Genomic DNA, 23923 nt, shown 5'->3' on the forward strand with positions numbered 1-23923 from the left:
GACCAAAGCGGCGGGGTGATCGCCATGAGCGAAGGGGTGAGCTACAGCTTCCGCTGTCGGGGGAGCTTTTCGGGGGAAGCGCCCAAGGTGGTCCGGTTCACGGGCACGGAGGGCATCTCCCGGCTGTACCGGTTCGTCGTCGAGCTGCGCTGGGAGGACCCCGACGTCGACCCCGCGGAGGTCCTGGACAAGCCCTGGACCCTGGAGATGAACGTGGGTGGCGAGCAGCGGGTGGTCCACGGGCTGGCCATGGGCTTCGAGGAGCTCGGGCAGGCGGGTCCCGATGCGCTGTACCGGGTGGTTCTGGTGCCGCGGCTTTGGCGGGCGACCCGGAATCCCACCAGCGGCGCATACCTGGATCAGACCGTGGAGGAGATTATCCGGGAGGTCCTCGAAGGGGATGCCGGACTCACCACGGAGGACTACGAGCTCGACCTGCAGACGGATTACCGCAAATGGGACTACCGCTGCCAGTTCGGTGAAACACCGTTCAGGTTCCTGGCTCGCCTGATGGAGCGGGAGGGGATCTATTTCTTCTTCGAGCATCCCCCCGACGGCAAGCACGAAAAGCTGGTCGTCACCGACCACCGCGGCCGTCAGCCCGAAGCCCCGGAAGAGCCGTTGACCTATGCCCCGGACCGGGGGCAGGAGGTGGACGGCTTCGGACGCCTGCTGCGCGCCTTCGTTTCCCGCCATGACCACGTCCCGGGGCAGGTGGTGGTCCAGGACCACAACCCCGATCAGCCCGCTGCGGATCCCCAGGGGGAAGGTGAGGTGGAAGGCGGGGGCGGCCAGGTGGTGTACGAATACGGCGACAGCATCCTGGATCCGGAAGAGGGCGAGCGCCTCGGGCGCGTGCGTACCGAGGAGCTGCAGTGCCGGCGCCGGCGCTTCTTCGGCGAGGGCAGCGCGGTGGGGCTGCTGGCCGGGGCGCGCTTCGCCCTGGAGGGGCATTTCCGCGAGCGCTTCAATCGCGAATTCCTGGTGACCGAGCTGGAGCACAGCGGCCACGAGCCGAGCCTGCTGGTGGCGGATTCGGAGCCGGCCGGGGAGCCGCCCTACGCGTGCAGCCTCACGGCCCTGCCCGGGGATGTCCAGTTCCGTCCGGAGCGGAGTCACGACAAGCCCCGCTTCCACGGGTCCATGACGGCGCGGGTGGAGTCGGAGGAAAGCAGCGAGAAGTACGCCTTCATCGACGATCAGGGCCGGTACAAGATCCGCCTGCCCTTTGACCGTAAAGGGGGAGATCGGCCATCGGGCAAGGCCTCCCACTGGGTGCGGACCGCCACCCCGTACGGCGGCAAGGAGGAGGGCCTGCACTTCCGGCTTCGGCCGAATACCGAGGTGCTGCTGACCTTCCTGGAAGGGGACCCGGACCGGCCGGTGATCTCGGGGGTCTCCTCCAACCGGGACCAGAGTGCCAGTTTGCTGGAGTCGGATCGCACCAAGCACTGGCTGCAGACGCCGGGCGGAGTGGGAATCCGGCTCACGGATTCGGAGGAAGAAAAGGGCATGGACACCCTGCTCTGGGCGAGCTGGCAGACCCAGGTGGGGGACTCCGGAAAGTTCACCTCCGATATCAATACCCAGGCCTATTCGCCGGACGGGCGGACCAGCGACCCGACCCGTCCGCCGAATACCGACCCCTTCCTGCCCCGCAATCATAAGGGCGGGCTCCAGGATGACCAGAAGTCGGATCCCTGGAGTCCACAGGATTACACGGAGAGCCCGGCGCAGTTCGAGGCCCAGGACGGCGGCGGCGCCAAGGTCCGTTACCGTTTCGTGCGGCGCAACGCCGACGAGTACCACTTCCAGGTCGGGGACAGCTTCACCTGGGGAGACGGGGACAACGAGAGCCGGGACTTCCTGTTCGGGCGGCAATACCAGATTAGCGTGGCCAGCGAGGGGAACCACGAAAAAGCGGCGCCCACGGAGTACCTGATCGATACGCTGGCGGGGCAGTCCGTCAAATCCGGCGGGATCGTGGACAAGCGCAATCTGGGTACGGATGCCGACTGGGCGGAGGTGAAGAAGCTGGCCAACGTGAATCTCGGCGCCTATGACCAGATCAACTATGTGGAGGGCAGCGTCTACGATTTCGGCGGCTATTGGGAATACGCCATGGGCAACGGCTACGAGGAGGCCCTGTTGGCCCGGGACGGCTCCGGGGAGTGGCCGCTGAATGCGGATTGGCTGGGCAAGGCGGGAACCGAAATGCCCGCCTTCCAAAGCACCATCGGTCCGGGGAACGACGTCAACGGTAAATTCCTCAATCTGGACGGCGGCAAGACGCTGGTCTCCAGGACCGTGGATCCGTCGGAGGCGGGCGGGGTCTTCGACTATACCCAGGCCGACGTGATCGAGGTGCATCGCGGCAAGAGCGAGGAGCATCGCCAGGGATCCAGCTACGAGCTGGCCTACGACGGCGGGGGGACCCTGCGTAGCCAGGCCTGGAAGGAAGGGACGGACTACGAGGAGCAGAAGTGGGACCCCAACGGCGTGGCCTACCACTTCAAGAAGGGCTACTGCTGGGGCGGCATGGACGACTGGTTCGAGTGGAGCAACATGGCCTCCATGAGCCTCAACATGAGCCTGTCGTCCATGAGCTCGACGAATATCTACGCGGCCAATTCCAATACTTTGAATGTCTTTGCGGGTGCGGAGAGTGAAATAACCGTAAAAGCCTCTGCCGGGTTCTCGCTTACAGCCAATGCAGCGGTCAATTTGGACCTAAATTTCAATGCCGCCGCGAATATAAATATTTTTGTTGCCTCTCTGGATGTCGCGCTCGACCTTATAAATATGCAGATCGGAGTGGAGGGGCCAGGGGTGGAGATTGATACGGAGGCGATCACTGGTGGTGTATATTTGAAGGCCCCGGGACTGGAGCTGAATTCCAATATGTTTGAGAGATCCATCAAGGTCTTGGGGGTAAATATAGAGATGCCCTCCGCCATGGAAATTAAAGTTTGAGTTAATTGGTTTGAGCATTGTGCATGAGTGAAAAAGTTAGCTATCGCTTCCATTGCCGAGGACGCTTCGACGGGGAGCCCCTTCAGGTGGTGCGCTTCTCCGGCACCGAGGGCATATCGCGGCTCTACCGGTTCCGCGTGGAGCTCCGCTCGGCGGACCCCGATCTGGCGCCGGAGGAGGTCCTGGACAAGCCCTGGACCCTGGAGATGAACGTGGGCGGCGAGCAGCGGGTGGTCCACGGCATCGCCTGGGGGTTCGAGGAGCTGGGGATGGCGGGCCCCGACGCGCTCTATCGGGTCACCCTGGTGCCGCGCCTGTGGCGCGCCGACCAGGGCCCCACCAGCGGCGTCTACCTTCACCAGACCGTGGCGGAAACGGTGCATGACCTGCTGGAGGAGGACGCGGGTCTCACCCGGGAGGACTACGAGCTCGACCTCCAGACGGACTACCGCCAATGGCCCTACCGCTGCCAGTTCGGGGAAAGTCCGTTCCACTTCCTGGTGCGGCTGCTCGAGCGGGAGGGAATCTGCTTCTTTTTCGAGCACGATCCGGAAGGCAGCCACGAGAAGCTGGTGATCACTGACCATCGGGGCCGTCAGCCCCGGGTGCCCGAGTCGGCGGTTACCTTCGCCCCCGACCGTGGGCAGGAGGTGGACGGCTACGGGCGTATCCTGCGCTCGCTGGTTTCCCACCACAATCCGGTGCCGGCGAATGTGGTGGTGCAGGACCACAACCCCGACCAGCCCGCCGTTGGGGCGCGCGGTGAAGGCATGGTGGCGGGGGGCAGCGGCGGCTCCGTGTATGAGTACGGTGACAGCGTGCTGGACCCGGAGGAAGGCGAGCGCCTCGGCCGCGTGCGGGCCGAGGCGCTGCAGTGCCGGCGCCGGCGCTTCTTCGGCGAGGGCAGCGCGGTGGGGCTGCTGGCCGGGGCGCGCTTCGCCCTGGAGGGGCATTTCCGCGAGCGCTTCAATCGCGAATTCCTGGTGACGGAGCTGGAGCACAGCGGTCACGAGCCGAGCCTGCTGGTGGTAGAGTCGGAGCCGGCCGGGGAGCCGCCCTATGCATGCAGTCTCACGGCCGTGCCCGGGGACGTCCAGTACCGCCCGGAGCGGAGTCACGACAAGCCCCGCTTCCACGGGGCCATGACGGCATGGGTGGAGTCCGAGGAGGAGGACGCCAAGTATGCCTTCGTGGACGACCAGGGGCGCTACAAGGTGCGCCTGCCCTTCGACCGCAAAGGCGGAGACCGGCCATCGGGCAAGGCCTCCCACTGGGTACGGACCGCCACCCCTTACGGCGGTAGAGAGGAGGGTCTGCACTTCCGGTTGCGGGCCGGGACCGAGGTGCTGCTGACCTTCCTGGAGGGGGATCCGGACCGGCCGGTGATATCCGGCGTGGCCACCAACCGCGAGCAGACCGCCAGCCAGGTGGAGGGGGACCGCACCAAGCACTGGCTGCAGACCCCCGGAGAGGTGGCCATCCGGTTCACGGATTCGGAGGAAGAGAAGGGCATGGACACCCTGCTCTGGGCGAGCTGGCAGACGCAGGTGGGGGATTCCGGAAAGTTCACCTCCGACGTCAATACCACCGCCTATGACGCGGACGCCGGCTCCGGGGCGGTGAGCCGGCCGCCCAACACCGAGCCCTTCCGGCCCCGGGACCACGCGGGCAGCCTGAGCTCGGCCTGCTACGGCGACGATGCCCGGGACATCGGGGCGAACGGCTATCCGGAGCCCGTCCAGCCCACGGGCTATACCGACAGCCCTGCCGCCTATACCGCGGCATCCGGGGATACCAAGGTCCGCTACCGGTTCGTCCGCAGGAACGCCGATCTCTACTGCCATCTGGTGGGGGACAGCTATACCTGGGGAGGTCCGGACAACCGGGATTTCCGCTATGGGCGCTCGTTCACGGTGCATGTGGCCAACGAGTCCCACTACAAGCAAGGCCCCGCCGGAGGGGGCTGGCCCGCGGCCTCCCTGATCGCGGATTTCGAGGGGCTGTCCATCCTCGAAAGTGGCAAGGACGGCGGTCCGGGCGTCCGCGGGGCCATGAACGCCGGCGAGGACTGGGCCGAGGTCAAGCGGCACGCCAACGTGCACCTGGGCGCCTACGACACCATCAAGGCCGTGGACGGCAACGTGTACGACTACGGCGGCAACGGCGACTACGCCCTGGGGAACGGCTACGAGGAGGCCCTGCTCGGCGCCGTCGAGGGCAGCTGGCCCCTGAACGTGGATTGGGTGAACGAGGACCCCGGGAAGATCAGCAAGGGGGATCTTCCCGATTTCCAGGCGGAGCCCGGTCCCGGCAACGACGTAACCGGCAAGCACATCGCCCTCGACGGCGGGAAGGCGGCCATCTCCAAGACCGTGGACCCGGAGGCCACGGGCGGCGGAGCGGGGACCGGCACCAAGGTGGGCGGGGTGTTCGACTTCGTCCAGGCGGACGTGATCGCCGTCCACCGGGGGGCGGGCGAGGAGCACCGCCAGGGCCATTCCTACGAGCTGGCCTACGACAAGGAAGGCACCCTGCGCAGCCAGGCCTGGAAGGAAGGAACGGACTACGAGGAGCAGAAGTGGGACGGCAACGGCGTGGCCTACCACTTCAAGAAGGGCTACTGCTGGGGCGGCATGGACGACTGGTTCGAGTGGAGCAACATGGCCTCCATGAGCCTCAACATGAGTCTGTCGTCCATGAGCTCGACGAATATCTACGCGGCCAATTCCAATACGCTGAACGTTTTCGCCGGAGCCACCAGCGAGATCAGTGTCCACGCTTCCGCGGGCCTGGAGGTGGACCTCCAGGTCGCCGCGAAGCTGGCGATGGAATTCAACGCGGCGGTGGCCCTGAATATTTCCGCGAAGGCCCTGGAGATCGACCTGAACGCCGCCAACGGGGAGCTCGAGGTCGCGGGCTATGCTGCCCACCTGTACATGGAAAACGGCCACTTCAAGATGCGAACCCCGTTCCTGGCCATCGACACGGAGCAGGGCCACCTGGACCTGAAGCTCGCCGGATTCAATCTGAAAACCTTCAGCGGGATCCACCTTGCTAGCTGATCCGGCAACCCGGTACGTGCGGCGGGGAGCGGGGCGCTTGCCCGGCGGGGCGCCATGCGCTTCGTAAAATCGCTCAGGGCCTCCCTGCTGAAGAGCAACCTCCTGTGGCAGGACCGGACCTTCCTGACCGTCTCCGCACTCTGGCCCTTCGACCTGTGCGGGGATCGGCCCCTGCTGGAAACCGATTTCCTGCCCGCCATGGCCGGTGCGGACGACGGCGCCTACCTGCCTGTGGACACCGGCTACCCCAAGCCGCAGGGAGAGTTCCTGGTGATGGGCAGCTGCCACCCGCCGGGCGGAAAGGCGGTGCAGTGCCGGGCCGAGGCGGAGGTGGCCGGGGTCCGGAAGGTGGTGGAGGTGTGGGGGGATCGGTTCCGGCGGGGTGGTGGCCTGGAGGGGCCGGCGCCCTTCCGGGAAATGCCCCTCGGATACACGCACGCCTACGGCGGCGAGGGCTTCGCGGACAACCCGGTGGGCAAGGGCGCGGCGGAAGTCTACGGCGGGGAGGGCGAGCGCCACCTGCCCCTTCCCAATCTCCTGGCCGTCCAGGAGTCGGCCCCCGGCGCGACGGGCGCCACGCCGGTTGCCTTCGGCCAGACCGGCGTGGACTGGGAGTCACGGCGCAAGCTGGCCGGAACCTATGACAGCACCTACATCGAGAAATGGATGCCCGGCTTCCCGCCCGACCTGGACTGGTCGTATTTCATGCAGGCGGCGCGGGACCAGTGGCTTCCCGGGTATTTCCAGGGCGCCGAGCGGATCCGCCTCGTCAATATGCACCCGGAGCGCGGGGAGCTGCGAACGGCGCTGCCCGGCATCCGGGCGCGGATCTTCGTCCTGCGGGAAAGGGGTAATGGCGAGGAGCTGGTGGAGCTGCCGGCGAGGCTGGACACCGTGCTGCTGTTTCCGGACCGGGAAATGGGCGTGGTGGTGCACCGGGGGCTGCTGGAAGGGGTGGAGCGCGACGAGGACGATGTGCTGGGGATCCTGGTGGCCCACGAGGCGGACTCGGAGCCGCGGCGCTCCAAGGCGCACTATCGGGAATTCTACCGCGGGGTGAGCGACCCGGAGCAAAGCTTCCGCTACCAGCTGGATACCGGCCCCCTCATACCGGAAGGGTTCGCCACGGAATTCGAGGTGCTCCAGGAACGGCAGCCCGATACCGATGAATCGGCCCTAACCGGGAACCTGCAGGCCCTGGGGGACCGCAAGCGGGAGGAGGTGGAGCAGCAGGTCAAGGAGGCCGAGGCGCGGGCGGAGGATCGGCTGGCGGCCAGCCCGGACGCCCCCCGCGTGCGCATTCAGGGGGTCCACGGTCAAACCGAAGAGGCCGCGGAGCAGGTGTCCCCGCTCTCGGAGGGCAAGGTCCAGGAGATCCTGGACCGGGCCCTGCCGAAGAAGGCGGACGGCTCCGGGGCGGTGGATCCCGCGCGGCTCGATCTCGCGGCCCTGGATGAGCTGATGGAGCTGGGCCAGCAGGTGGCCGACGACCAGCTGGAGGGGGCCGTCCAGAAGCTGGAGGCGCAGAAGGAAGAGATCCGGAGTCGTCTGCCCGCCCAGGAGCAGGAGGCGCCGTTGGCGCGGATCGAGCGCCAGATCCGGCTCCTGCGCGGCGAGGAAGCGGCGCCGCTGCCCCGCTTCGGGCACGTCCGGGAGCAGTACGACGCCCAACGGGAGCAATTGCGGATCCGGATCCACAATCTGCATGCCCTGGGCCTGGGTGCCGAGGAGCTGGTGAAGGCCAAGGAGCACCTCGACGCCCTGGAGGAGGAGCTGCGGAAGGCCCTCGACGCGGCGATCGGGGGCTATCGGCAGTCCGCCCATCACCAGTCGGCGGCCTCCTCGCCGCATCCGGGGGAGGAGGCGGCCATCGTCGAGCGGCTGAAGCGGAACCTGGCCGCGGGAATCCAGCCTGCCGGCGGGGATTTCGCCTTCACGGATCTGTCCGGGTGCGCCTTGACGGGGGCGGATTTCAGCGGGGCGTTCCTGGAGCACGCCGACCTGCGCGGCGCCGATCTGCGGGGTGCCCGATTGGACCGGGCCATCCTCGTGTTCGCGAACCTGGAGGGGGCCAATCTGGAGGGGGCCGGCCTGCGCGAGGCGAACCTCGGCGGCGCCTGCCTGGACCGGGCGAATCTGACCGGTTGCGACGCCACCGGTGCGCTTCTGCCCCGGGCCTCCCTGGTGGAGGCGACACTCCGCAACGCCGTGCTCAAGGAGCCGGCCGAGCCCATGCGGGAGGTGGTCCTGCGCGGCGCGGACTTTACCGGCGCCGATCTGGCCGGCGGGGTTTTCCAGGAGCTGGATTTCGCCGCCGTGAACCTCACCGAAGCCAATCTGGCGGGATGTCAGTTCCTGCAATGCGGGCTGGCGGGGACCCGCTTCGACCGCGCGACCCTGGAGGGCGCCAATTTCCTCCAGGCCAGCGGCGAAGGAGCGAGCTTCCACGGCGCCGCCCTGGCCAATGGCCGCTTCCTCGGCGGCTGTGCACTTCCCGGCGCGGACTTCTCCGGGGCCGGTTGCAGCATGGGCGGTTTCCGGGAGGCGGATCTGACCGGGGCGGATTTCGGCGAGGCGCTCCTGGACCAAGCGGATTTCGGCGGGGCCCGGCTCGAAGGGGCCCGCCTGGACCGGGCGCGGCTGCGGCAGGCCATGCTCCACCGCGCCAACCTGGACCGCTGCAGCGCCCGGGGGGCCGATTTCATGGAGGCCTGGCTGCAGGAGGCCACCCTGCGGGGCACGGATCTGTCCGGCGCCAGCCTCTACGGCGCCAACCTCTATTACATCACCATGGGGGCCACGGAGACGGCGGGCGCCAATCTCGCGGGCACCATCCTGCAGGACTGGGTGCCGGACCAATGAATCGCCGGGAGCTGGAGGCGCGCATCCAGGGGCGGGAGGGCGAGCATCCCGTCATCGAAAGCCGGGATTTCTCCGGCGTGGAGCTGGCCGGCGCGCAGCTCCAGGGGGGCATCTTCTACAGCACCGCCTTCCGGGGCGCGGTGCTGCGCGGCGCCGATCTGCGGGAGTCCCTGTTCATGGACTGCGATTTCACCGGCGCCGATCTGCGGGGGGCGGACCTGAGCCGAACCAAGCTCATGCAGGGCACCATCGGGGAGGCGGACTGCTCCGGCTGCGCTGCGGAGTCCCTGGTGCTGGCGGAAACGGAGGGCGCCGGAAGCGTCTGGACGGAGGCCTGCATGGACAACGGCGTGCTCGGCGGCGGAGACCTTACCGGGGCGCGCTTCACGGGAATCCGGGCGGAGAAGATGGTCCTGGCCGGTTGCCGCCTGGACGACGTTGACCTCTCCGGCGCCCGGCTCGTGGAGCCCAACCTGGCCGCCAGCACGGGGATGCGGGGGCTGCGCCTGTCCGGGGCCGCCATCGAGCGCGGCACTTTCCAGGACCTGGCCCTGGAGGACTATGACTTCCGCGATATGGCGCTTTCGGACTGCCAGTTCCTGGAGGCCTCCCTGCCCGGCGCGGATTTCAGCGGACTGGATCTGGGACAGTGCGGGTTCAAGGGGGCGGAGCTGACCGGCGCGCGCTTCGACCGGACGGTTACCCGGTATGCCATGTTCCTCGAAGCGGATCTTTCCCGGGCCAGCCTGCGGGGTGCCGGCCTCCAGCAGGCCCTGCTGATCGGCGCGAACCTTGCCGGAGCCGAGCTCGCGGGGGCGGACCTGGAGATGGCCATGCTGCGCGAGGCCCGCTGTCCCGAGGCGGGCTTCGTCGGCGCCCGGCTCCGCTACGCGGACCTGTCCCAGGCCGACCTCACGGGCGCCGACCTGAGCCGCGCGGAGCTCTACCAGGCGAAGCTGCATCGCATTCGGGAGGAAAAGACCATCTGGGACGGCTCCTCGCGGGACCAGGCGAAGGAGACCGACGAAAAGCGCGCCGAGGCGGAGGATTTCCGTCCGGCGGGAAAGGGCTGAAATGGGTCGATCGGAGGCACCGGCCATGCAAGAAGGAAGCACCGTGGAAGGAACGCAGGTACCGCCCGCACAGGAGCTGCGGGCCGGGGTGGTGGAATCCGCCGCGCAGGGCGGCTGGAGCGTGGCGCTGGATACCGGAAAGATTCGGGCCGAAAAGGCCTTCAGCTGCCTGGTGGAGCCCCGGTGGGGCGACCGCGTCCTGGTGGCGGAGCTGGCCGGCGCGGCCTACATCCTCGCGGTTCTGGAGCGCCAGGGCGCCCAGGACACGCGCCTGAGCTTCCCGGGGAACGTGGATATGCAGGCGCCCAACGGCGACCTGCGCCTCACTTCGGACCGGGAGGTGGACCTCACGGGCTCGGAGGCGCGGGTGACGGCCCAGCGGACCCGCATGCTGTCCCGGGAGATGGACGTCTACGCCGAGCATCTGTCGGCGCGTGGTGGTGCCCTCCAGGCGCAGGCCACAGAGGTGAGCGTGACCGCCAAGCGCAGCAATACGGTAATCGGTCGGGTCTTCCAGCGCGCCGAAGCGGTGGTGCGTCAGGTGGAGCAGGTGGAGACGCTGCACGTGGGCAGCCTCGTCCAGACCGTGCGCGAGCAGCTCAACCTGCGGGCCCGCTGGGGCGTCCTGCGCACCAGCAAGGACCTGAGCATCGACGGCGAGCACATCCACATGGGCTGAAGGGCCCCAAGGAGCGGCCATGTTCCAGAATACGCAGATGCCCGGCATGAACTTCGCGATCCCGGACGTATGCCTGACGCCGCCCTTCGCGGTTCCCGTGCCCTATCCCAACATCGCCATGTCGGCCACGGCCGTGCCCTCGCAGTTCAAGCTCCTCAATCTGGGCATGCCGCTGCATAACATGATGACCATGGGGACAATCAGCATGGGGGACCAGGGGGGCGTCTGGCTCAACCCGATATCCGGCATGTTCATGGGTCCCTACCGCCACTTCCGGTGCAGCACCAAGGTGTTCTCGGGCGGCCTGCCGGCTACCCGGATGCTCGACAACACCGGCCAGGACGGCCTGTCGCCCGGGGCCTTCGGCCTCACGCTCGTGCCCGGACAGTTCAAATCCCTCATTCTCGCCTGACAGGAGCCCGTATTGGCGGAAAAGTCCGAAGAAGCGCAGCAGGAGGAGCAGGACGGGGGTGTTCAGGTGCACGTGCCCCCGGACCTGGATTACGTGTACCGGGATGCCTTCGAGGTGTTCGTGGGGCGGGGGGACGTGGTGCTGGAGCTCGCCAACCACCATCGCGGCATGCCCGGCCACGTGACCATCGGCAACCGCATCGTCCTTTCGATCCCCAATGCTTACCACCTGCAGCAGAAGCTGCAGCAGGCCCTCCACGAAGCCCAGCTACAGCTGCAGCAGAGCCTCCAGGCCCAGCAGCAGGCGCAGGGTCAGGGCTCCGGAACGGGCGGCTACGGTACCTGAGCGGCGCGAAGGGCGCCGCTCAGGAGGCTACCCATCCCTTCTGCAGGGCCAGGAAGACCGCCTCGCCCCGGGTCCGTACTTTCATGGCCTTCAGGATGGCGCTGACGTGGATGCGGATGGTGCCTTCCGCCACCCCCAGCTCATCGGCGATCAGCCGGTTGGGGAGGCCGCGCGCCACCAAGTTGAGGACCTCGCGCTGACGCGGGCTCAGGAGGTGCTGGGCCTCTTCCCTGGTCCGCGGGGCCTCCTCCTCGGCCAGCTCTCCGAGCAGCACGGGGCCGGCCAGGGCCGGCGGCGAATAGAAGCCGCCCGCATGCACCTGCTCGATGGCCTGGATCATCTGTCTCCGGCTGGATGTCTTGGGGACGTAGCCGCGCGCGCCGGCCTCGAACATCCGCGTCATCAAGGCCTGGTCCTCGGCGCCGCAGATCCCCAGCCACGGAATGGTCGGGGCGGCGCCCGCCAGATACCGCAGCGCCTGGTCGTTGTCGCCGCAGGGCAGATCCGGGGCCAGCAGGCCGATGTCGATGTCCGGATGCAGGGCAATATACTCCAGCGCCTCCTCGCAGCTCGAAGCCTCGAGAATTTCCGGACGCTCCTCCAAATCCAGGAGAAGATGGCGCATCCCCTCCCGGAACAGCAGATGGTCGTCCACTAATAGTATTTTCATCATATCCCCCGACTTCACAGACGGATGGAAATAGCAGGCCCTGCATAGATGGAAGTTCATATTTACTGGGGGGGACCCAATGCGTAAGGTTCAAAAACCGGACGGAGGGGCCTGATCCCCGCCGATTTTCGAGGCTAAGTATAAACATGGTTCCGTTATCGAACTGTTAATCGCCGCGGCGCCCGGTGCCAGCCGGCAACAGGAGTTAGGTCATGGCGAAGCCAACGCAGGGATCCGTCGCCCCGAAGGAACGGGTGAATATCGTCTACAAGCCGGCTACCGGCGAAGCCACGGAGCGGGTGGAGCTGCCCTTGAGGGCGCTGGTCCTGGGGGATTTCACCAAGCGGGCCGACGACCGCTCCATCGAGGAGCGGGAGCCGGTCCAGGTGGGCCCGGACAATTTCGACGAGGTCATGGAGAGCATGGACCTGGAGCTCTCCTTCTCCGTCCCCAACCGGCTCACCGAGCAGGGACAAAAAGAGGTGGAGGTGAAGCTGAACCCCAAGGAGCTGGCGGACTTCCACCCCGATCGGATCCTCGAAGCGGTCCCGGAGATGCAGAAGACGCTGGCGGTGCGCGAGGCCCTCAAGGCCCTGAAGGGGCCCATTGGGAACATCCCGGAGGTCCGCCGCACCATCCAGCGCCTCCTGCAGGACGAAGAGACCCGTTCCCAGCTGGAGAGTGAGCTGGGCATCAAGTAACCACGAAAGGCCGCGGCCCGTAGCCGCGGTTTTTTTGCGAGGTGCATGGAATGGCCGAAGGGACGGATACCGCGGAGATGCCCCTGGTGGGGCAGATTCTGGACCAGACACGCTTCGCCCCGGACGAGGAGGGCTACCAGCTCGCCCGCGAGGGGGTGCAGGCCCTGCTGCTGCGTTTGCTCGGCGGCGAGGTGGAGGAGGAGCGCGTCGACAAGCGGGTGCTGGACGAAATGATCGACGAGCTGGACCGCCGGCTGGGGGCCCAGATGGACGAGATCCTCCATCATCCCGATTTCCAGGAGATGGAGAGCACCTGGCGCGGCCTCCGCTTCCTCGTGGACCGCACGGACTTCAAGGAGAACATCCGGATCGAGGTGATGAACGCCTCCAAGCAGGATCTCCTGGAGGACTTCGAGGAGGCCGGGGAGAACACCAGCTCCGGGCTCTACCGCCATGCCTACACCAACGGCTTCGGGCAGTTCGGCGGCGAGCCCGTCGGCGTGATGGTCGGTGACTACAGCTTCACGCCCGCCGGCGCGGACATCCGCCTCCTGCAGGAGCTGGGCAGCCTCGGCACCATGCTCCACGCTCCCTTCATCGGCAACGCTGGTGAGGAGTTCTTTCGCTTGGAGAGCTTCGAGGAGCTTCCGCAGCTCAAGGACCTGGAGTCCATTTTCGAGGGGCCCCGCTACGCCAAGTGGAACACCCTCCGGAACTCGCCGGACGCCAACAACATCGGTCTGACCCTGCCGCGGTTCATGCTCCGCACCCCCTATGGGGAGGACAGCCCCATCCGGCGCTTCAATTACTCGGAGGCCACCGAGGGGCACAACGAGAACTACCTCTGGGGGAGCGCCTCGTACGCCTTCGCCACCCGGGTGACCGAGAGCTTCGCCAATTACCGCTGGTGCCCCAACATCATCGGGCCCACCTCCGGCGGCGCCATGAAGGACATGCCGGTGGACACGGTGGTGAAGGAGGGCCAGGAGCTGCTGTTCGGCCCCGTGGAGGTGCCCATCTCCGATCGGCAGGAGTTCGAGCTCTCCGAACTGGGCTTCATCCCGCTGACCCTGCGCAAGGGAAGCGACAACGCGGCCTTCTTCTCCGCCAACTCCGTGCAGAAGCCCAAATACTTCGGCGCCGACGAGGAGAGCAAGCAGGCCGAGCTCAACTACCGCCTCGGCACGCAGCTGCCCTACCTGTTCATCGTCAGCCGGCTCGCCCATTACCTGAAGGTGCTGCAGCGGGAGAATCTCGGCAGCTGGAAGGGGCGGGCGGAGCTGGAGAACGAGCTCAATCGCTGGCTCCGCCAGTACGTGGCCGACCAGGAGAATCCCGCGCCGGCCACGCGCAGCCAGCGGCCCCTGCGCCGGGCCAATATCAAGGTCGACGAGGTGGCCGGCGAGGGCGGCTGGTACAAGGTTTCCATGGATGTGACGCCGCATTTCAAATTCATGGGGGTCAACTTCACCTTGTCCCTCAGCGGCATGCTGGAGCGGGTGTAAGGGGGGAGCCCTGCCCCACGAGTGATCCGGGAATGAATAAGGAGAAGTGAGATGCCCCATGACATCTTTATGACGGTGGAAGCTACGGAGGAAGGCGAGACTCTCAGCGAGGGCGCTTCCAGCGAGGACAGCATCGGTGCGTTCAGCAAGGCCCAGCACGAGGACAAGATCTACGTGCTCGGCTTCCAGCAGCGCCTGTCCCTGCCCACGGACCGCAAGACGGGTGGCGTGGTGGGCAATCGGCGGCACGAGTACCTCACCATCACCAAGCTGATCGACAAGAGCTCGCCGCTGCTTCACGCCAAGCTCGTGAACCCCACCAAGCTGGACTGTGAGCTGGAATTCTTCCGGCCCTCCGACGCCGGCGGGGAGGGCGAGCCGCAGCACTACTACACCATCACCCTGGAGAAGGCGAAGATCGTCAGCATCGAGACCACTTCGCCCAACCTGCTGGATCCGCGCAACGACGACTTCATGCCCTACGAGGTGGTGACTTTCCTCTACGGCGGCATCGACTGGGTGCACGAGGTGGGCTCCACCAACGCGAGCGACACCTGGTCCGGTGAGTGATGGCCGACCAGTCTCCAGCAAGGAGGCTGGCGGGTCCGGCAGCGGCTTTCTGTCTGGGGCTCGCTGCTCTGGCCCTCGGGGGCTGTGCTTCCCCGCAGCCCAAATGGACCGGGCTGATCGGCCCGGAGCCCGGTCTTCGGGCGGAAGGGGGCGAGTACCCCGTCTGGAATGACGGACGGGAGAAATGGCGGCTCCCCGCCGCCTGGAAGGGAGACAAGAACAAGGCCGTCGTTCCCCAGGGGGACTGGGTGTACGAGGACAAGGCGCTGGCCTTCCATCTGGAGGGTGCCGAGACCCTGAACGCGTACCGCGGCCGGTCTCACTCCCTGCGGGTTACGTTGATCCAGCTGGCCAAGCCGGCCAAGTTCAACGAGCTTCGCGGCACGCCCACGGGGCTGGGCCGCCTGCTCACCGACGAAGAGCTGGGAGCGGTGCTCTCCAGGGAGACCGTGACCCTCTACCCGGGGGAAGGGCAGGCCCTGACCCTGGACCGGGCGGAGCAGGCCCGATTCCTGGGGATCGTGGCCGGCTACTACGACCTGGATGCCGGGAAGGTCACGCGGCTTATCCCCATTCCGCCCATGCACGATCGCAAAAGCCTGTTCCAGAAGGCGGTGGGTGCCGTCCGACCCTACGTGCCCTTCACGGGTCCGCCGCCCCGTCCCCGTCCGGCCCATCTCAAGGGCTGGGTGAAGCTGGGCTCCACCGCCATAGACGGGGTGGAGGTGCGCGCCCACTAGCCCGGAAACCTGTTCTCACACGCGGCCGCACACCGGAGCGTCAAGATTGAACTTTCGGAAACCGATTTTTTGGCAACAGGGCCTGTTCCTACAGCCGCAGCACCTCCAGTACGGGGACATGCGGGCCCGGCAGCTGTCCTATGACCTTCATCGCCAGCTGGCCCCGCATCTGTGGGGGGTCGGGGCCCTGGAGGTGAACGAGGAGGCCCTGGAGAACGGCGTATTCGAGGTTCATTCGGGCAACTTCCTCTTCCAGGACGGCACCCATGTGTTCCATCCGGAGAGCGCGGTCCTGGAATCGCGGAGCTTCGAGCAGGCGTGGACGGACCGGAACCGGCCCTTCCGGGTCTTCCTCGGCCTCCCCAAGCTCTCGGCGGCGGACGCCAACGTGGCCGTGGGAAGCGACGGGCAGGGCGGCGGGACCCGCTTCGTCGCCGCGGCGGAGAACACCGACGGCATGCCGGACCTGTACCAGGAGGGTCCACGCGGCGAAGTGCAGACCCTGGACCACGTCCTCCGGATCCTCTGGGATACGGAGGTCCAGGAGGAAGGCGGAGAGGGGCGCTATCACCTGATTCCGCTGGCCCAGCTGATCTCGGACGGCGATATGATCCGGGTGGACCCCGCGTTCTCGCCGCCCTGCCTCAGTATCGGCGCCTCGGCGGGCCTGATGCGGCTCTTGCGGGGGGTGCGTGACGACCTCGTGGGCCGGGCGCACCAGCTGGAGGCCTACAAAGTCTCCAGCGACGCGGTCAGCTCCGATTCCAGTCCCCGCTATATGCGCTATCTGCTCGCCCTGCAGGCCTTCGGACGCCATGTTCCGACGCTCGTGCACTATCTGGAAGAGCCCGCGGTTCACCCCTGGGAGGCTTACCGGACCCTCCGCCAGCTGGTAGGGGAGCTGAGCATCTACTCCACCCAGGTGGACGTAACCGGGGCCAGTCCGGACCGGAGCGACGGCCTGCCGGTCTATTCCCACGCTGACCCCGGCGCCTCCTTCTCGGCGGCCATACGGATCCTCCAGCGGGCGATGAATGAGATCACCGTGGGCCCCGAGGAGCTGATCCACTTCGAGCCCGTTGGGGAGGGGCGCTTCCACGGCGACATCCCCGAGGATTTCCTGGACCGCCGCAACACGCTGTACCTGGTGCTGCGCACCGAAGAAGACTTCGAGGACCACCTGGAGCCGTTCCTGCGCTTCGCCAAGCTCGGCGCCGGCGACGAGGTGGAGCTCTTCGCCCGACGGGCCCTTCCGGGGGTCGGCCTCCAGCACGTCCAGGTCCGCCCCGAGGGGCTTCCCTACCGGCCCAACGCCACCTATTTCCGGGTGGACCGCGGCGGCGAGGCTTGGTCCGCCGTGGAGCGGCGCGGCGAGCTGGACCTGCTCTGGGATGAGGCGCCCGCGGACCTGAGCATCGAGCTGCTGGTAGTGAGGGGCTGACCATGCGACTTACCGACTGCTTCGCCGACCTGCTCGGGTTCGCGCTGGAGACGAGGAATGGGCTCGAGGCTGGCGCAGGCCCGGGCTACGACGAAGTCCGCAGCCAGGTGGAGCAGCTCCTCGCGGAGGCCTCGGCCACCTGCTCGGGGGGCAAGTTCAGCCCCGAGCAGTTCGAGGCGGCCAAATTCGCCGTGGTGGCGTTCATCGACGAGGTGCTCCTGAGCGCCGATTGGCCCGGTCAGGAGCAATGGGCCCGGTCCCCCTTGCAGCGGGCCCATTTCGGCACGGCGAATGCCGGCGAGGAGCTGTTTGCGCGCCTGGATGCCCTCAACCCCTTCAACCCCGCCGAGAACGACATCCGGGAAGTCTACTTCTACTGCCTGAGCCTGGGCTTCACGGGGCGGTACGAATACTCGGGGGGGAAGGCCAAGCTCGCCGAGCTGCGCTCCGGGCTATTCGAGTCCCTGGCCAGGCGGACGGAAAGCGGGACCGAGGACGGGGATCGGCTGTTCCCCGGGGCCGATCCGGCCCCCATGGACAGCCCCGGGGTCCATGCCTCCGCCTCGTGGCTTCCCGTGTATGTGGGCATCCCCCTGCTGTTGCTGATCGGCGCCTATATTTTCTTCCGTATGGACCTGGTTCAAACGGCCGAATCGCTGCTCAGGACGGTCTAGCCGCCGGGGTTCCGGAGCCTCCGGGCCCGGGATCCGATCTTGGGACATTCCGTAGGAAGCGGTGCGTACCGTGAAGAAATTTCTGAAATTTCTACTCATAACCGGCATCTGGGTCGCCATCGCCGCGCTGGCCGTGGCCGGTGCCGTGATGCTGGGCTATTCCCCGCTTGCGGGCCTACAGCTCGCCGGGGTCCTGCTGGCGCTGTGGCTCCTCTTCCTCGGAGTGCGGAAGCTCATCCGGAGGCAGCGGGCCAAGCGCCGCACGGAGCGGCTGGTGAACGTTGCGGAACCGGAGGGGAGTGGCGAAGCGCCGGGGGAGAGCGGTGCCGGCTCACCGCTTCCGGAGCGGTTCCGCTCCGTGGTCCGTTTCCTGCGGAAAAGCGATCTTCGTCGCAAGGGCGATCCCCTGTATGTCCTGCCCTGGTATCTGCTATTGGGGCGGCCGGCAAGCGGCAAGACCTCCGTCCTGCACCAGGCCCGGCTACCGATTCCCTCCCTGGACCAGAGCGCCTTCAGCTCCGGCGGCAGGAGCTGCGATTGGTGGCTATATCACCAGGCCATCGTCATGGACACGCCCGGGGAGTATTACGAGAAGGAGAAGCCCGGTCCGAGCACGGAGTGGCGCCGGCTGCTCCAGGGCCTCGGCCGCTACCGCTCCCGGGAGCCCATCAACGGCGTGGTGGTTACCGTCTCCGCCCAGCGTCTGGTGGAGGCGGATCTGGAGGAGCTGTTCGAGGAGGGCCAGCAGAACCGGAAGCGGGTGGACGAGGCCATGGAGCGGCTGGGGGTCCGGGTGCCCGTATACGTTCTGGTTACCCAGTCCGACCGCCTGGAAGGCTTCGCCGAATGGGTGCGGACGGTGCCCCGGGAGGAGCGTTTCCAGGCCATGGGCTATGGCTGCAGCGATCAGTCCGATCCCCGGCAGTTCGCCCTGGACGCGGTGCGCAGCATCGGCGAGCGCGTCAAGGACCTGATGATGCCAGCGCTCCACCAGGGGCAGGCCTCCCCGGAGCTGGTCCGGTTCCCCAGCCGGCTGCAGGAGCTCGGCCGCCCGCTGCGCGGCTTCCTGGACGGCCTTTTCCAGGCGGACGTCTACCAGGAGACCCCGCTCATACGCGGCCTCTATTTCGCCGGTCCCGACTGCGAGGAGCGCGAGGAGGCGGACCGGGACGTGGCCGGTACGGGCGTTTTCTCCCACCAGTTCTTCACGGAGATCCTGCCCGGCGACCGCGACGCGGTCCGGGACCTGGCCTCCGCTCAGCGCTCCCGCGGCCGGTACCAGCGCGCCTGGGCCGCCGTGCTCACCCTGGTCGCTACCGTCGCCTTCGTGGGCATGGGCGTCAGCTACTACACCCACAAGGCTTCCCTGGAAGGTCTGCAGCAGCGCTATTCCGGTGAGCTCGTCCGGCCCGGGACCCTCTCCGAGCGGGTGGGGGTGCTCATGAAGATGCGGAGCATGGCCCGCGAGCTGCAGGTGGAGACCGCCGCCACGTGGATTCCCTGGCACAACGCGCTGGGCCCGGCGCCCACGGTGGGCAAGCTCAAGAACATCTTCACGGCCCGCTTCCGCTCCGATCTCCTGGAGCCCGTGGACAAGCGCTTCAATGCAGAGATGGAGGCGCTGAGCCCCGGTAGCGGGGCCGGCAGCGACAGCGAGCCCGGTCTATCGGATTTCCTGCTGAGCCTGGTATTTCGCCTGAACGTGCTCAACGCACGCCTGGACGGCATGGGGGAGAGGGGTCTCGGGGGGCTGCCCGAGCCCTTTGCGCGGCCGGCGCTGTTCTTCCCCGAGGAGATGTCCGCGGAGCGGGTGGCTCAATTCAACGATCTCTACCGCACCCGGGTGGCCTGGATCCAGGACCGGGAGGTCCTGATGAGCGAGCGGGACCGGCTCCAGGAGATGCTGCTGGGCCTGCTCCGGGAGGAGTCGGACAACCTGGACTGGGTGGTGTCCTGGGCCAACAGCATGCTGCCGGAGCAGGGGGTGGGCCTGAAGGATTTCTGGCAGGGCTCCGGGCGCGCGCCCGGCGGGATCGGGGTGCCCCCGGCCTTCACCCTGGCGGGCCGCGAGCGGATCCAGGGCTTCCTCGGCCAGCTGGAGGATGTGGCCCCGGATTCGGAGGTGATCCGCCAGCTGGTGAAGCGTTTCCGCGGCAGCTATCGGGAGCGCTATCTGGCTGCCTGGCGACGGTTCGCCGCCGACTTTCAGCAGGGCGCCCGGACCCTCCAGACCCGGGAGGAATGGATCTTCTCCCTCCAGAATCTGGCCACGCCGCGCAACAAGTACTTCCAGCTTCTCGACCGCATGAACGCGCAGCTCGCGCCCGTCCTGGGAAACGAGGCACCCCCGGCCTGGGCCCGGCTGGTGACCTACTACCAGGACGTCAGCACCTTCGCGCCCGCGCAGGAGAGCGGGGGCGGCAATTCCAAGGTCCTGAGCAAGCTGGGCCTGAAGGTGATGAAGAAGCTCGGGGCCAAGAAGCTGGCGAAGACCGGCAAGAAGGCCATGAAGACCCAGCGGAAGCTGGACAAGGGCGGGTCGGAGGGCCCCAGCGACCGGGTGAAGGCCCTGGAGGAGGCGGGAAAGCTCCTGGACAAGTACCGCAAGGCCATGAAGGAGATCGTGGTCAACGCGGAGGTACGCTCGGTGTCCCTCAAGGCCATGAAAGGGTACTTCAACGATCCGCATGCCGTGGGCCAGGGGAAGGGACCGCTGTCCCAGGCGGTCTCGGCGGTGAAGGAGATGCAGCAGTTCGCCGGGCTTCCCAACCGGGATAATCGGGCGTTCTGGAAGATCTATAACGGCCCGGTCACCCTGGCCAAGCGCTTCATGAAGCGGGAGGCCGGCTGCGTCCTCCAGCAGCGGTGGACGGACCGGTTCCTGGCGGCCCTGGAGGGGGTGCCGGAGTACAAGCTGCCGAAGATGATCTACGGCGAGGGCGGGGAGCTATGGAAGTTTCTGGACGGTGAGCTGGCGCCCTTCGTAAAGAAGCAGTACCGCGCGGGCTACGTTCCGGTGAAGGCCGAGGGTCTGAAGATCCCCTTCCGCGAGGAGTTCCTGGCTTTCCTGTCGCGCGGCTGGGATACCTCCCAGGCCCGCCGGGACGCCTATAAGGTCAAGCTCCAGGCCCTGCCCACGGACGCCAATTCCGGCGCCGCCTACCCACCCGGGAAGACGGTGACGGAGCTGCAATGTCCCACCGCAACCCAGCGGCTGGTCAACTACAACTTCCCCGCAGAGAAGACCTTCAAGTGGAGCCCCGACTGCGGGGACGCCCTGATCGCAATGCAAATCAACGGCTTGCGCGTGGAGCACCGTTTCGAGGGCCCCAAGGGCTTCCTCGAACTCCTGAAAACCTTCCGTTCCGGCGCTCATCGCTTCACGCCGGCGGACTTCCCGGAGCACCGCAAGGAACTGCGTGACATGGGCGTGAAGTACCTACAGGTGCGGTTCCGGATGGACGGACACAAGGCGGCGCTGGCTTCGCAGGACAAGGCGACCCTGACCCCGCCCACCAATATCGTCGGCTGCTGGTCGCAGGCCTGAACGGGGGAACATCCGTGGCCGATCTCTTCCTGCAGCAAACCCCCTGGGATCCGTTGGCGCTCACCTTCCAGTCCCTGCGCGAGGGGGGCTCGGGCCGCGAGCTGCCGTTTCGCCTGCTGGTGCTGGGGGATTTCGGCGACCGCAGGACTCCGGCGGGCGAGCGCGAGCCGGTGGCCGTGAACCCGGCCAATTTCGAAGAGGTGCTTCGCGCGCGCGGCATCCGCCTGCAGCTGACCGTGGAGAACTGCCTGGGAGGCACGGGAGAGGAGACCGAGGCGCTGGAGGTCCCCATCGACGGGGCTGCCGGCTTCACGCCCCGCGGCCTGCTGGAGGGCGTGCCCCAGCTGCGCGCGGCGTGGGAAGTGCTGGCGGGCTTGGCCGGGGAGGACGGGCCCGCGACGGAGGGCGAGGAAGCGCGGAAGACGGCCCTCCGGGAGGAGGTGCTGCGCGCGGCGGGCGGTGACCGCCGGGTCGCCTTCGCCGAGCTCTCCGGCCGGCTGGAGCGTCAGCTCGACCGGATCCTGCACCATCCCGAATTCCGGACCCTGGAGGCCAACTGGCTGGGGGTCCATTTCCTCCTGGGGCATATCCACCCGGAGAGTAATGCCCAGGTGGTGCTCCTGGACATGGACCGGGAGACCCTGCACGAGGATTTCCGGGGCCAGCCGGAGCTGGCTGAATCGGTCCTCTTCGATCGCATGTACGTCCGCGAGCTCGGCCAATACGGGGGCGTGCCCTTCGGTGCGCTGATCACCACCTATGCCTTCGGGCCCGGTAGCGAGGATGCCGGGCTGCTGCGGAGCCTCGCCCGGGTCGGGGCCGCCTGCCAGTGCCCGGTGATCGGTCAGGCGGGATGCGCCGTGCTCGGTGCGGTGGAAGCGGCCGAGGTGGCCGAGATCCCGGACCTGCGGGAAGCCCATGCCGGCGCCGTGGGCCGCGCCTGGCGCGATCTCGCGGCCAGTCCGGAAGCCCGGTTCCTGGGGCTCGGCTTTCCGGAGATCGTGCTGCGCGGCCGGTATGACTACCTCCGGGACGACATCCCGCTCGTGGCCTACCGGGAGGGCAGGGCCACCGCGGATCACGGGCCTTTGACGGGCAGCGCCGCCTTCGCCTTCGGCGCCAATCTGCTGGAGAGCTTCGAGCGATATCGACTGTGCAGCGACATTGCCGGCGAGCCCGGGGGGGCGGTTCGGGGGCTGGCCCCCGGGCGGGACCTGGACTGGATGGACACGGGCATGGCCACCCCGGTGCAGATCTCGGAGACCCGGGAGCGCGATCTCGCGGAACTGGGGTTTATCCCGCTGAGCGCCAGCCGGGAAGTGCCCGGCCAGGTGGTGGTGCACGCCGCCCCCTCCCTGGCCTGGGGCGCCCGGCGCGGGCGGGCGCCGGGCGCCGAAGGGGAAGGCATGGACGAGCAGGTGGCGGCCCAGCTGCCGTATCAGTTCCTGGTCTGCCGGGTCGGGCATTTCCTGAAGGTTATCCAGCGCGACAATCTGGGCACCCTCAAGAGCCCGGTGGAGGTGCAGTCCGAGCTGAACAGCTGGCTGAGCGGCTATGTTTCCGACGTGGAGAATCCCAGCGAAGGGGTGCGCGCCCGCCGTCCCTTTCGCGAGGCCCGGGTGGAGGTGGCCGACGGCGCCGGGGCCGACGGCCGGTTCGATATGACCCTCCGCCTGGTGCCGCACCTGAAGTACCTGAGCTCCCGGTTCGCCCTGACCCTCCACTCCTCCCTGGGGCCGCGCTAATGCCCACACCCGTCTTCCTCAGCCTGAGCGGCCAGAGCCAGGGGGCCATCGAGGGCTCCAGCACGGTTACCGACCGGGAGGGCCAGGTCGAGGTCCTGGCCTTCGAGCACGTGGTGGAGATCCCGCCGCGACGGGGCTCCGGGGTGCCCTACGGCAAGCCGGTGCATGGCCAGGTCCGGATCAAGAAATGGCTCGACCGGGCCACCCCCCGGCTGTATCAGGCGCTGCTGGAGGAGGAGCCGCTGGCGGAGGCGCTGTTCACCTGGTACCACTTCAACGCCTCGGGCCAGGAGGAGGTGCTCTACACGGTACGGCTGGAGAACGGCCGCATCACCCGCATGCAGCCCTGGATGCCCGAAACCTTCGACCCGCATTCGGACCACGCCTGGCACATGGAGGCCGTTTCCTTCGCCTACGAAAAGATCATCTGGAGCTGGGGTCCCGGCGGCGAGGTGGAGTTCGAGGACACCTGGCGGAGCGGAGAGGGGGGGTAGCGGCCATGCGGGAGAAACGCCTGTTCGAGCGACTGACCGAGTCGGAGCTGCCGGCGGCCTGGGGGCGGCCCGATCCGGAGCACGGCCTGCGCCGCTCGGTTACTGCGCACCTCGGACGCCTCCTGAACACCCGGCGGGGCACGGTGGCTACCGACCCGGAAATGGGGGTCCCGGACTGGTCGCACCTGGCGGGTAGCGTGAGCGCGCCCGAGGGCGAGGCGCTGGCAGCGGCCATCCGCGCATACCTGGAACGGTACGAGCCGCGCCTGGTGGGCGTATCCGTGGAGTTCGGCGGCGCCGATCCGGACCTGCTGGGGCTGATGTTCCGGATTACCGGCACGCTGGAGGTGGACGGCCGGTCGGTTCCTTTCCGGATGCGCACGCAAATGCAGCCCCACGGGGCTTTCCACGACCAAACGGTATAACAGCG

General features: G+C 67.5%; 18 protein-coding genes. 17 read left to right on the forward strand and 1 reads right to left on the reverse strand.

Going from position 1 to position 23923, the window contains the following annotated elements; translation table 11 throughout:
* The first annotated feature begins 24 nt into the window (after window positions 1–24).
* From ACERLL_RS05345 to ACERLL_RS05375, 7 genes are read left to right on the forward strand one after another with little or no spacing between them, the layout of a single operon-like run.
* Window positions 25–2973, forward strand: coding sequence for a type VI secretion system Vgr family protein (locus ACERLL_RS05345; RefSeq protein ID WP_373655032.1), 2949 nt, complete (start codon window positions 25–27; stop codon window positions 2971–2973).
* A gap of 23 nt (window positions 2974–2996) precedes the next feature.
* Window positions 2997–6035 carry a type VI secretion system Vgr family protein gene (locus tag ACERLL_RS05350; protein ID WP_373655033.1) on the forward strand — a complete coding sequence of 1013 codons (3039 nt, stop codon included), beginning with the start codon at window positions 2997–2999 and terminating at the stop codon, window positions 6033–6035.
* A 54-nt stretch (window positions 6036–6089) separates the two neighbouring features.
* Window positions 6090–8897: a DUF2169 family type VI secretion system accessory protein gene (locus ACERLL_RS05355; protein WP_373655034.1), complete on the forward strand. Its 2808-nt coding sequence runs from the start codon at window positions 6090–6092 to the stop codon at window positions 8895–8897.
* Window positions 8894–9970: a pentapeptide repeat-containing protein gene (locus ACERLL_RS05360; RefSeq protein ID WP_373655035.1), complete on the forward strand. Its 1077-nt coding sequence runs from the start codon at window positions 8894–8896 to the stop codon at window positions 9968–9970. Before ACERLL_RS05355 ends, ACERLL_RS05360 begins: the two co-directional genes overlap by 4 nt.
* A 25-nt stretch (window positions 9971–9995) precedes the next feature.
* Entirely contained in the window at window positions 9996–10649 is a 654-nt protein-coding gene (locus ACERLL_RS05365) for a DUF3540 domain-containing protein (protein ID WP_373655036.1), read from the forward strand.
* A gap of 19 nt (window positions 10650–10668) precedes the next feature.
* Window positions 10669–11061, forward strand: coding sequence for a DUF4150 domain-containing protein (locus ACERLL_RS05370; RefSeq protein WP_373655037.1), 393 nt, complete (start codon window positions 10669–10671; stop codon window positions 11059–11061).
* Between the two features lie 12 nt (window positions 11062–11073).
* A complete protein-coding gene (locus ACERLL_RS05375) occupies window positions 11074–11406 on the forward strand; it encodes a hypothetical protein (protein ID WP_373655038.1) in 333 nt (110 codons plus the stop codon).
* Window positions 11407–11425: 19 nt separating this feature from the next.
* Here ACERLL_RS05375 and ACERLL_RS05380 read toward each other — a convergent pair whose 3' ends face one another.
* A complete protein-coding gene (locus ACERLL_RS05380; RefSeq protein WP_373655039.1) occupies window positions 11426–12076 on the reverse strand; it encodes a LuxR C-terminal-related transcriptional regulator in 651 nt (216 codons plus the stop codon).
* Window positions 12077–12288: 212 nt separating this feature from the next.
* Between ACERLL_RS05380 and tssB the strand changes: the two genes are divergently transcribed.
* The 10 genes from tssB (at window position 12289) to tssE (ending at window position 23918) form a co-directional block, all read left to right on the forward strand.
* Complete coding sequence (tssB, locus tag ACERLL_RS05385) at window positions 12289–12777, forward strand: type VI secretion system contractile sheath small subunit (protein ID WP_373655040.1); 489 nt, start codon at window positions 12289–12291, stop codon at window positions 12775–12777.
* Between the two features lie 50 nt (window positions 12778–12827).
* Window positions 12828–14282, forward strand: a complete 1455-nt coding sequence (gene tssC / locus ACERLL_RS05390) for a type VI secretion system contractile sheath large subunit (RefSeq protein ID WP_373655041.1) — start codon at window positions 12828–12830, stop codon at window positions 14280–14282.
* 51 nt (window positions 14283–14333) lie between these two features.
* Entirely contained in the window at window positions 14334–14852 is a 519-nt protein-coding gene (tssD, locus tag ACERLL_RS05395; RefSeq protein WP_373655042.1) for a type VI secretion system tube protein TssD, read from the forward strand.
* The gene (gene tssJ / locus ACERLL_RS05400) at window positions 14852–15592 is read left to right on the forward strand and encodes a type VI secretion system lipoprotein TssJ (RefSeq protein ID WP_373655043.1); all 741 of its coding nucleotides are present in this window, start codon (window positions 14852–14854) and stop codon (window positions 15590–15592) included. The genes tssD (ACERLL_RS05395) and tssJ overlap by 1 nt, the downstream gene beginning before the upstream one ends.
* Window positions 15593–15638: 46 nt before the next feature.
* Window positions 15639–17033 carry a type VI secretion system baseplate subunit TssK gene (gene tssK / locus ACERLL_RS05405; protein WP_373655044.1) on the forward strand — a complete coding sequence of 465 codons (1395 nt, stop codon included), beginning with the start codon at window positions 15639–15641 and terminating at the stop codon, window positions 17031–17033.
* A gap of 2 nt (window positions 17034–17035) precedes the next feature.
* The gene (locus tag ACERLL_RS05410; RefSeq protein ID WP_373655045.1) at window positions 17036–17707 is read left to right on the forward strand and encodes a DotU family type IV/VI secretion system protein; all 672 of its coding nucleotides are present in this window, start codon (window positions 17036–17038) and stop codon (window positions 17705–17707) included.
* A gap of 70 nt (window positions 17708–17777) precedes the next feature.
* The gene (locus ACERLL_RS05415) at window positions 17778–21254 is read left to right on the forward strand and encodes a type VI secretion protein IcmF/TssM N-terminal domain-containing protein (protein ID WP_373655046.1); all 3477 of its coding nucleotides are present in this window, start codon (window positions 17778–17780) and stop codon (window positions 21252–21254) included.
* Between the two features lie 14 nt (window positions 21255–21268).
* Window positions 21269–22999 carry a type VI secretion system contractile sheath large subunit gene (tssC, locus tag ACERLL_RS05420; RefSeq protein ID WP_373655047.1) on the forward strand — a complete coding sequence of 577 codons (1731 nt, stop codon included), beginning with the start codon at window positions 21269–21271 and terminating at the stop codon, window positions 22997–22999.
* Window positions 22999–23493: a type VI secretion system tube protein TssD gene (gene tssD / locus ACERLL_RS05425; protein WP_373655048.1), complete on the forward strand. Its 495-nt coding sequence runs from the start codon at window positions 22999–23001 to the stop codon at window positions 23491–23493. Before tssC (ACERLL_RS05420) ends, tssD (ACERLL_RS05425) begins: the two co-directional genes overlap by 1 nt.
* Window positions 23494–23498: 5 nt before the next feature.
* Entirely contained in the window at window positions 23499–23918 is a 420-nt protein-coding gene (gene tssE, locus ACERLL_RS05430) for a type VI secretion system baseplate subunit TssE (RefSeq protein ID WP_373655049.1), read from the forward strand.
* The last annotated feature ends 5 nt before the right edge of the window (window positions 23919–23923 follow it).

Source organism: Thiohalorhabdus sp. Cl-TMA, assembly GCF_041821045.1.
Lineage (GTDB): Bacteria > Pseudomonadota > Gammaproteobacteria > Thiohalorhabdales > Thiohalorhabdaceae > Thiohalorhabdus > Thiohalorhabdus methylotropha.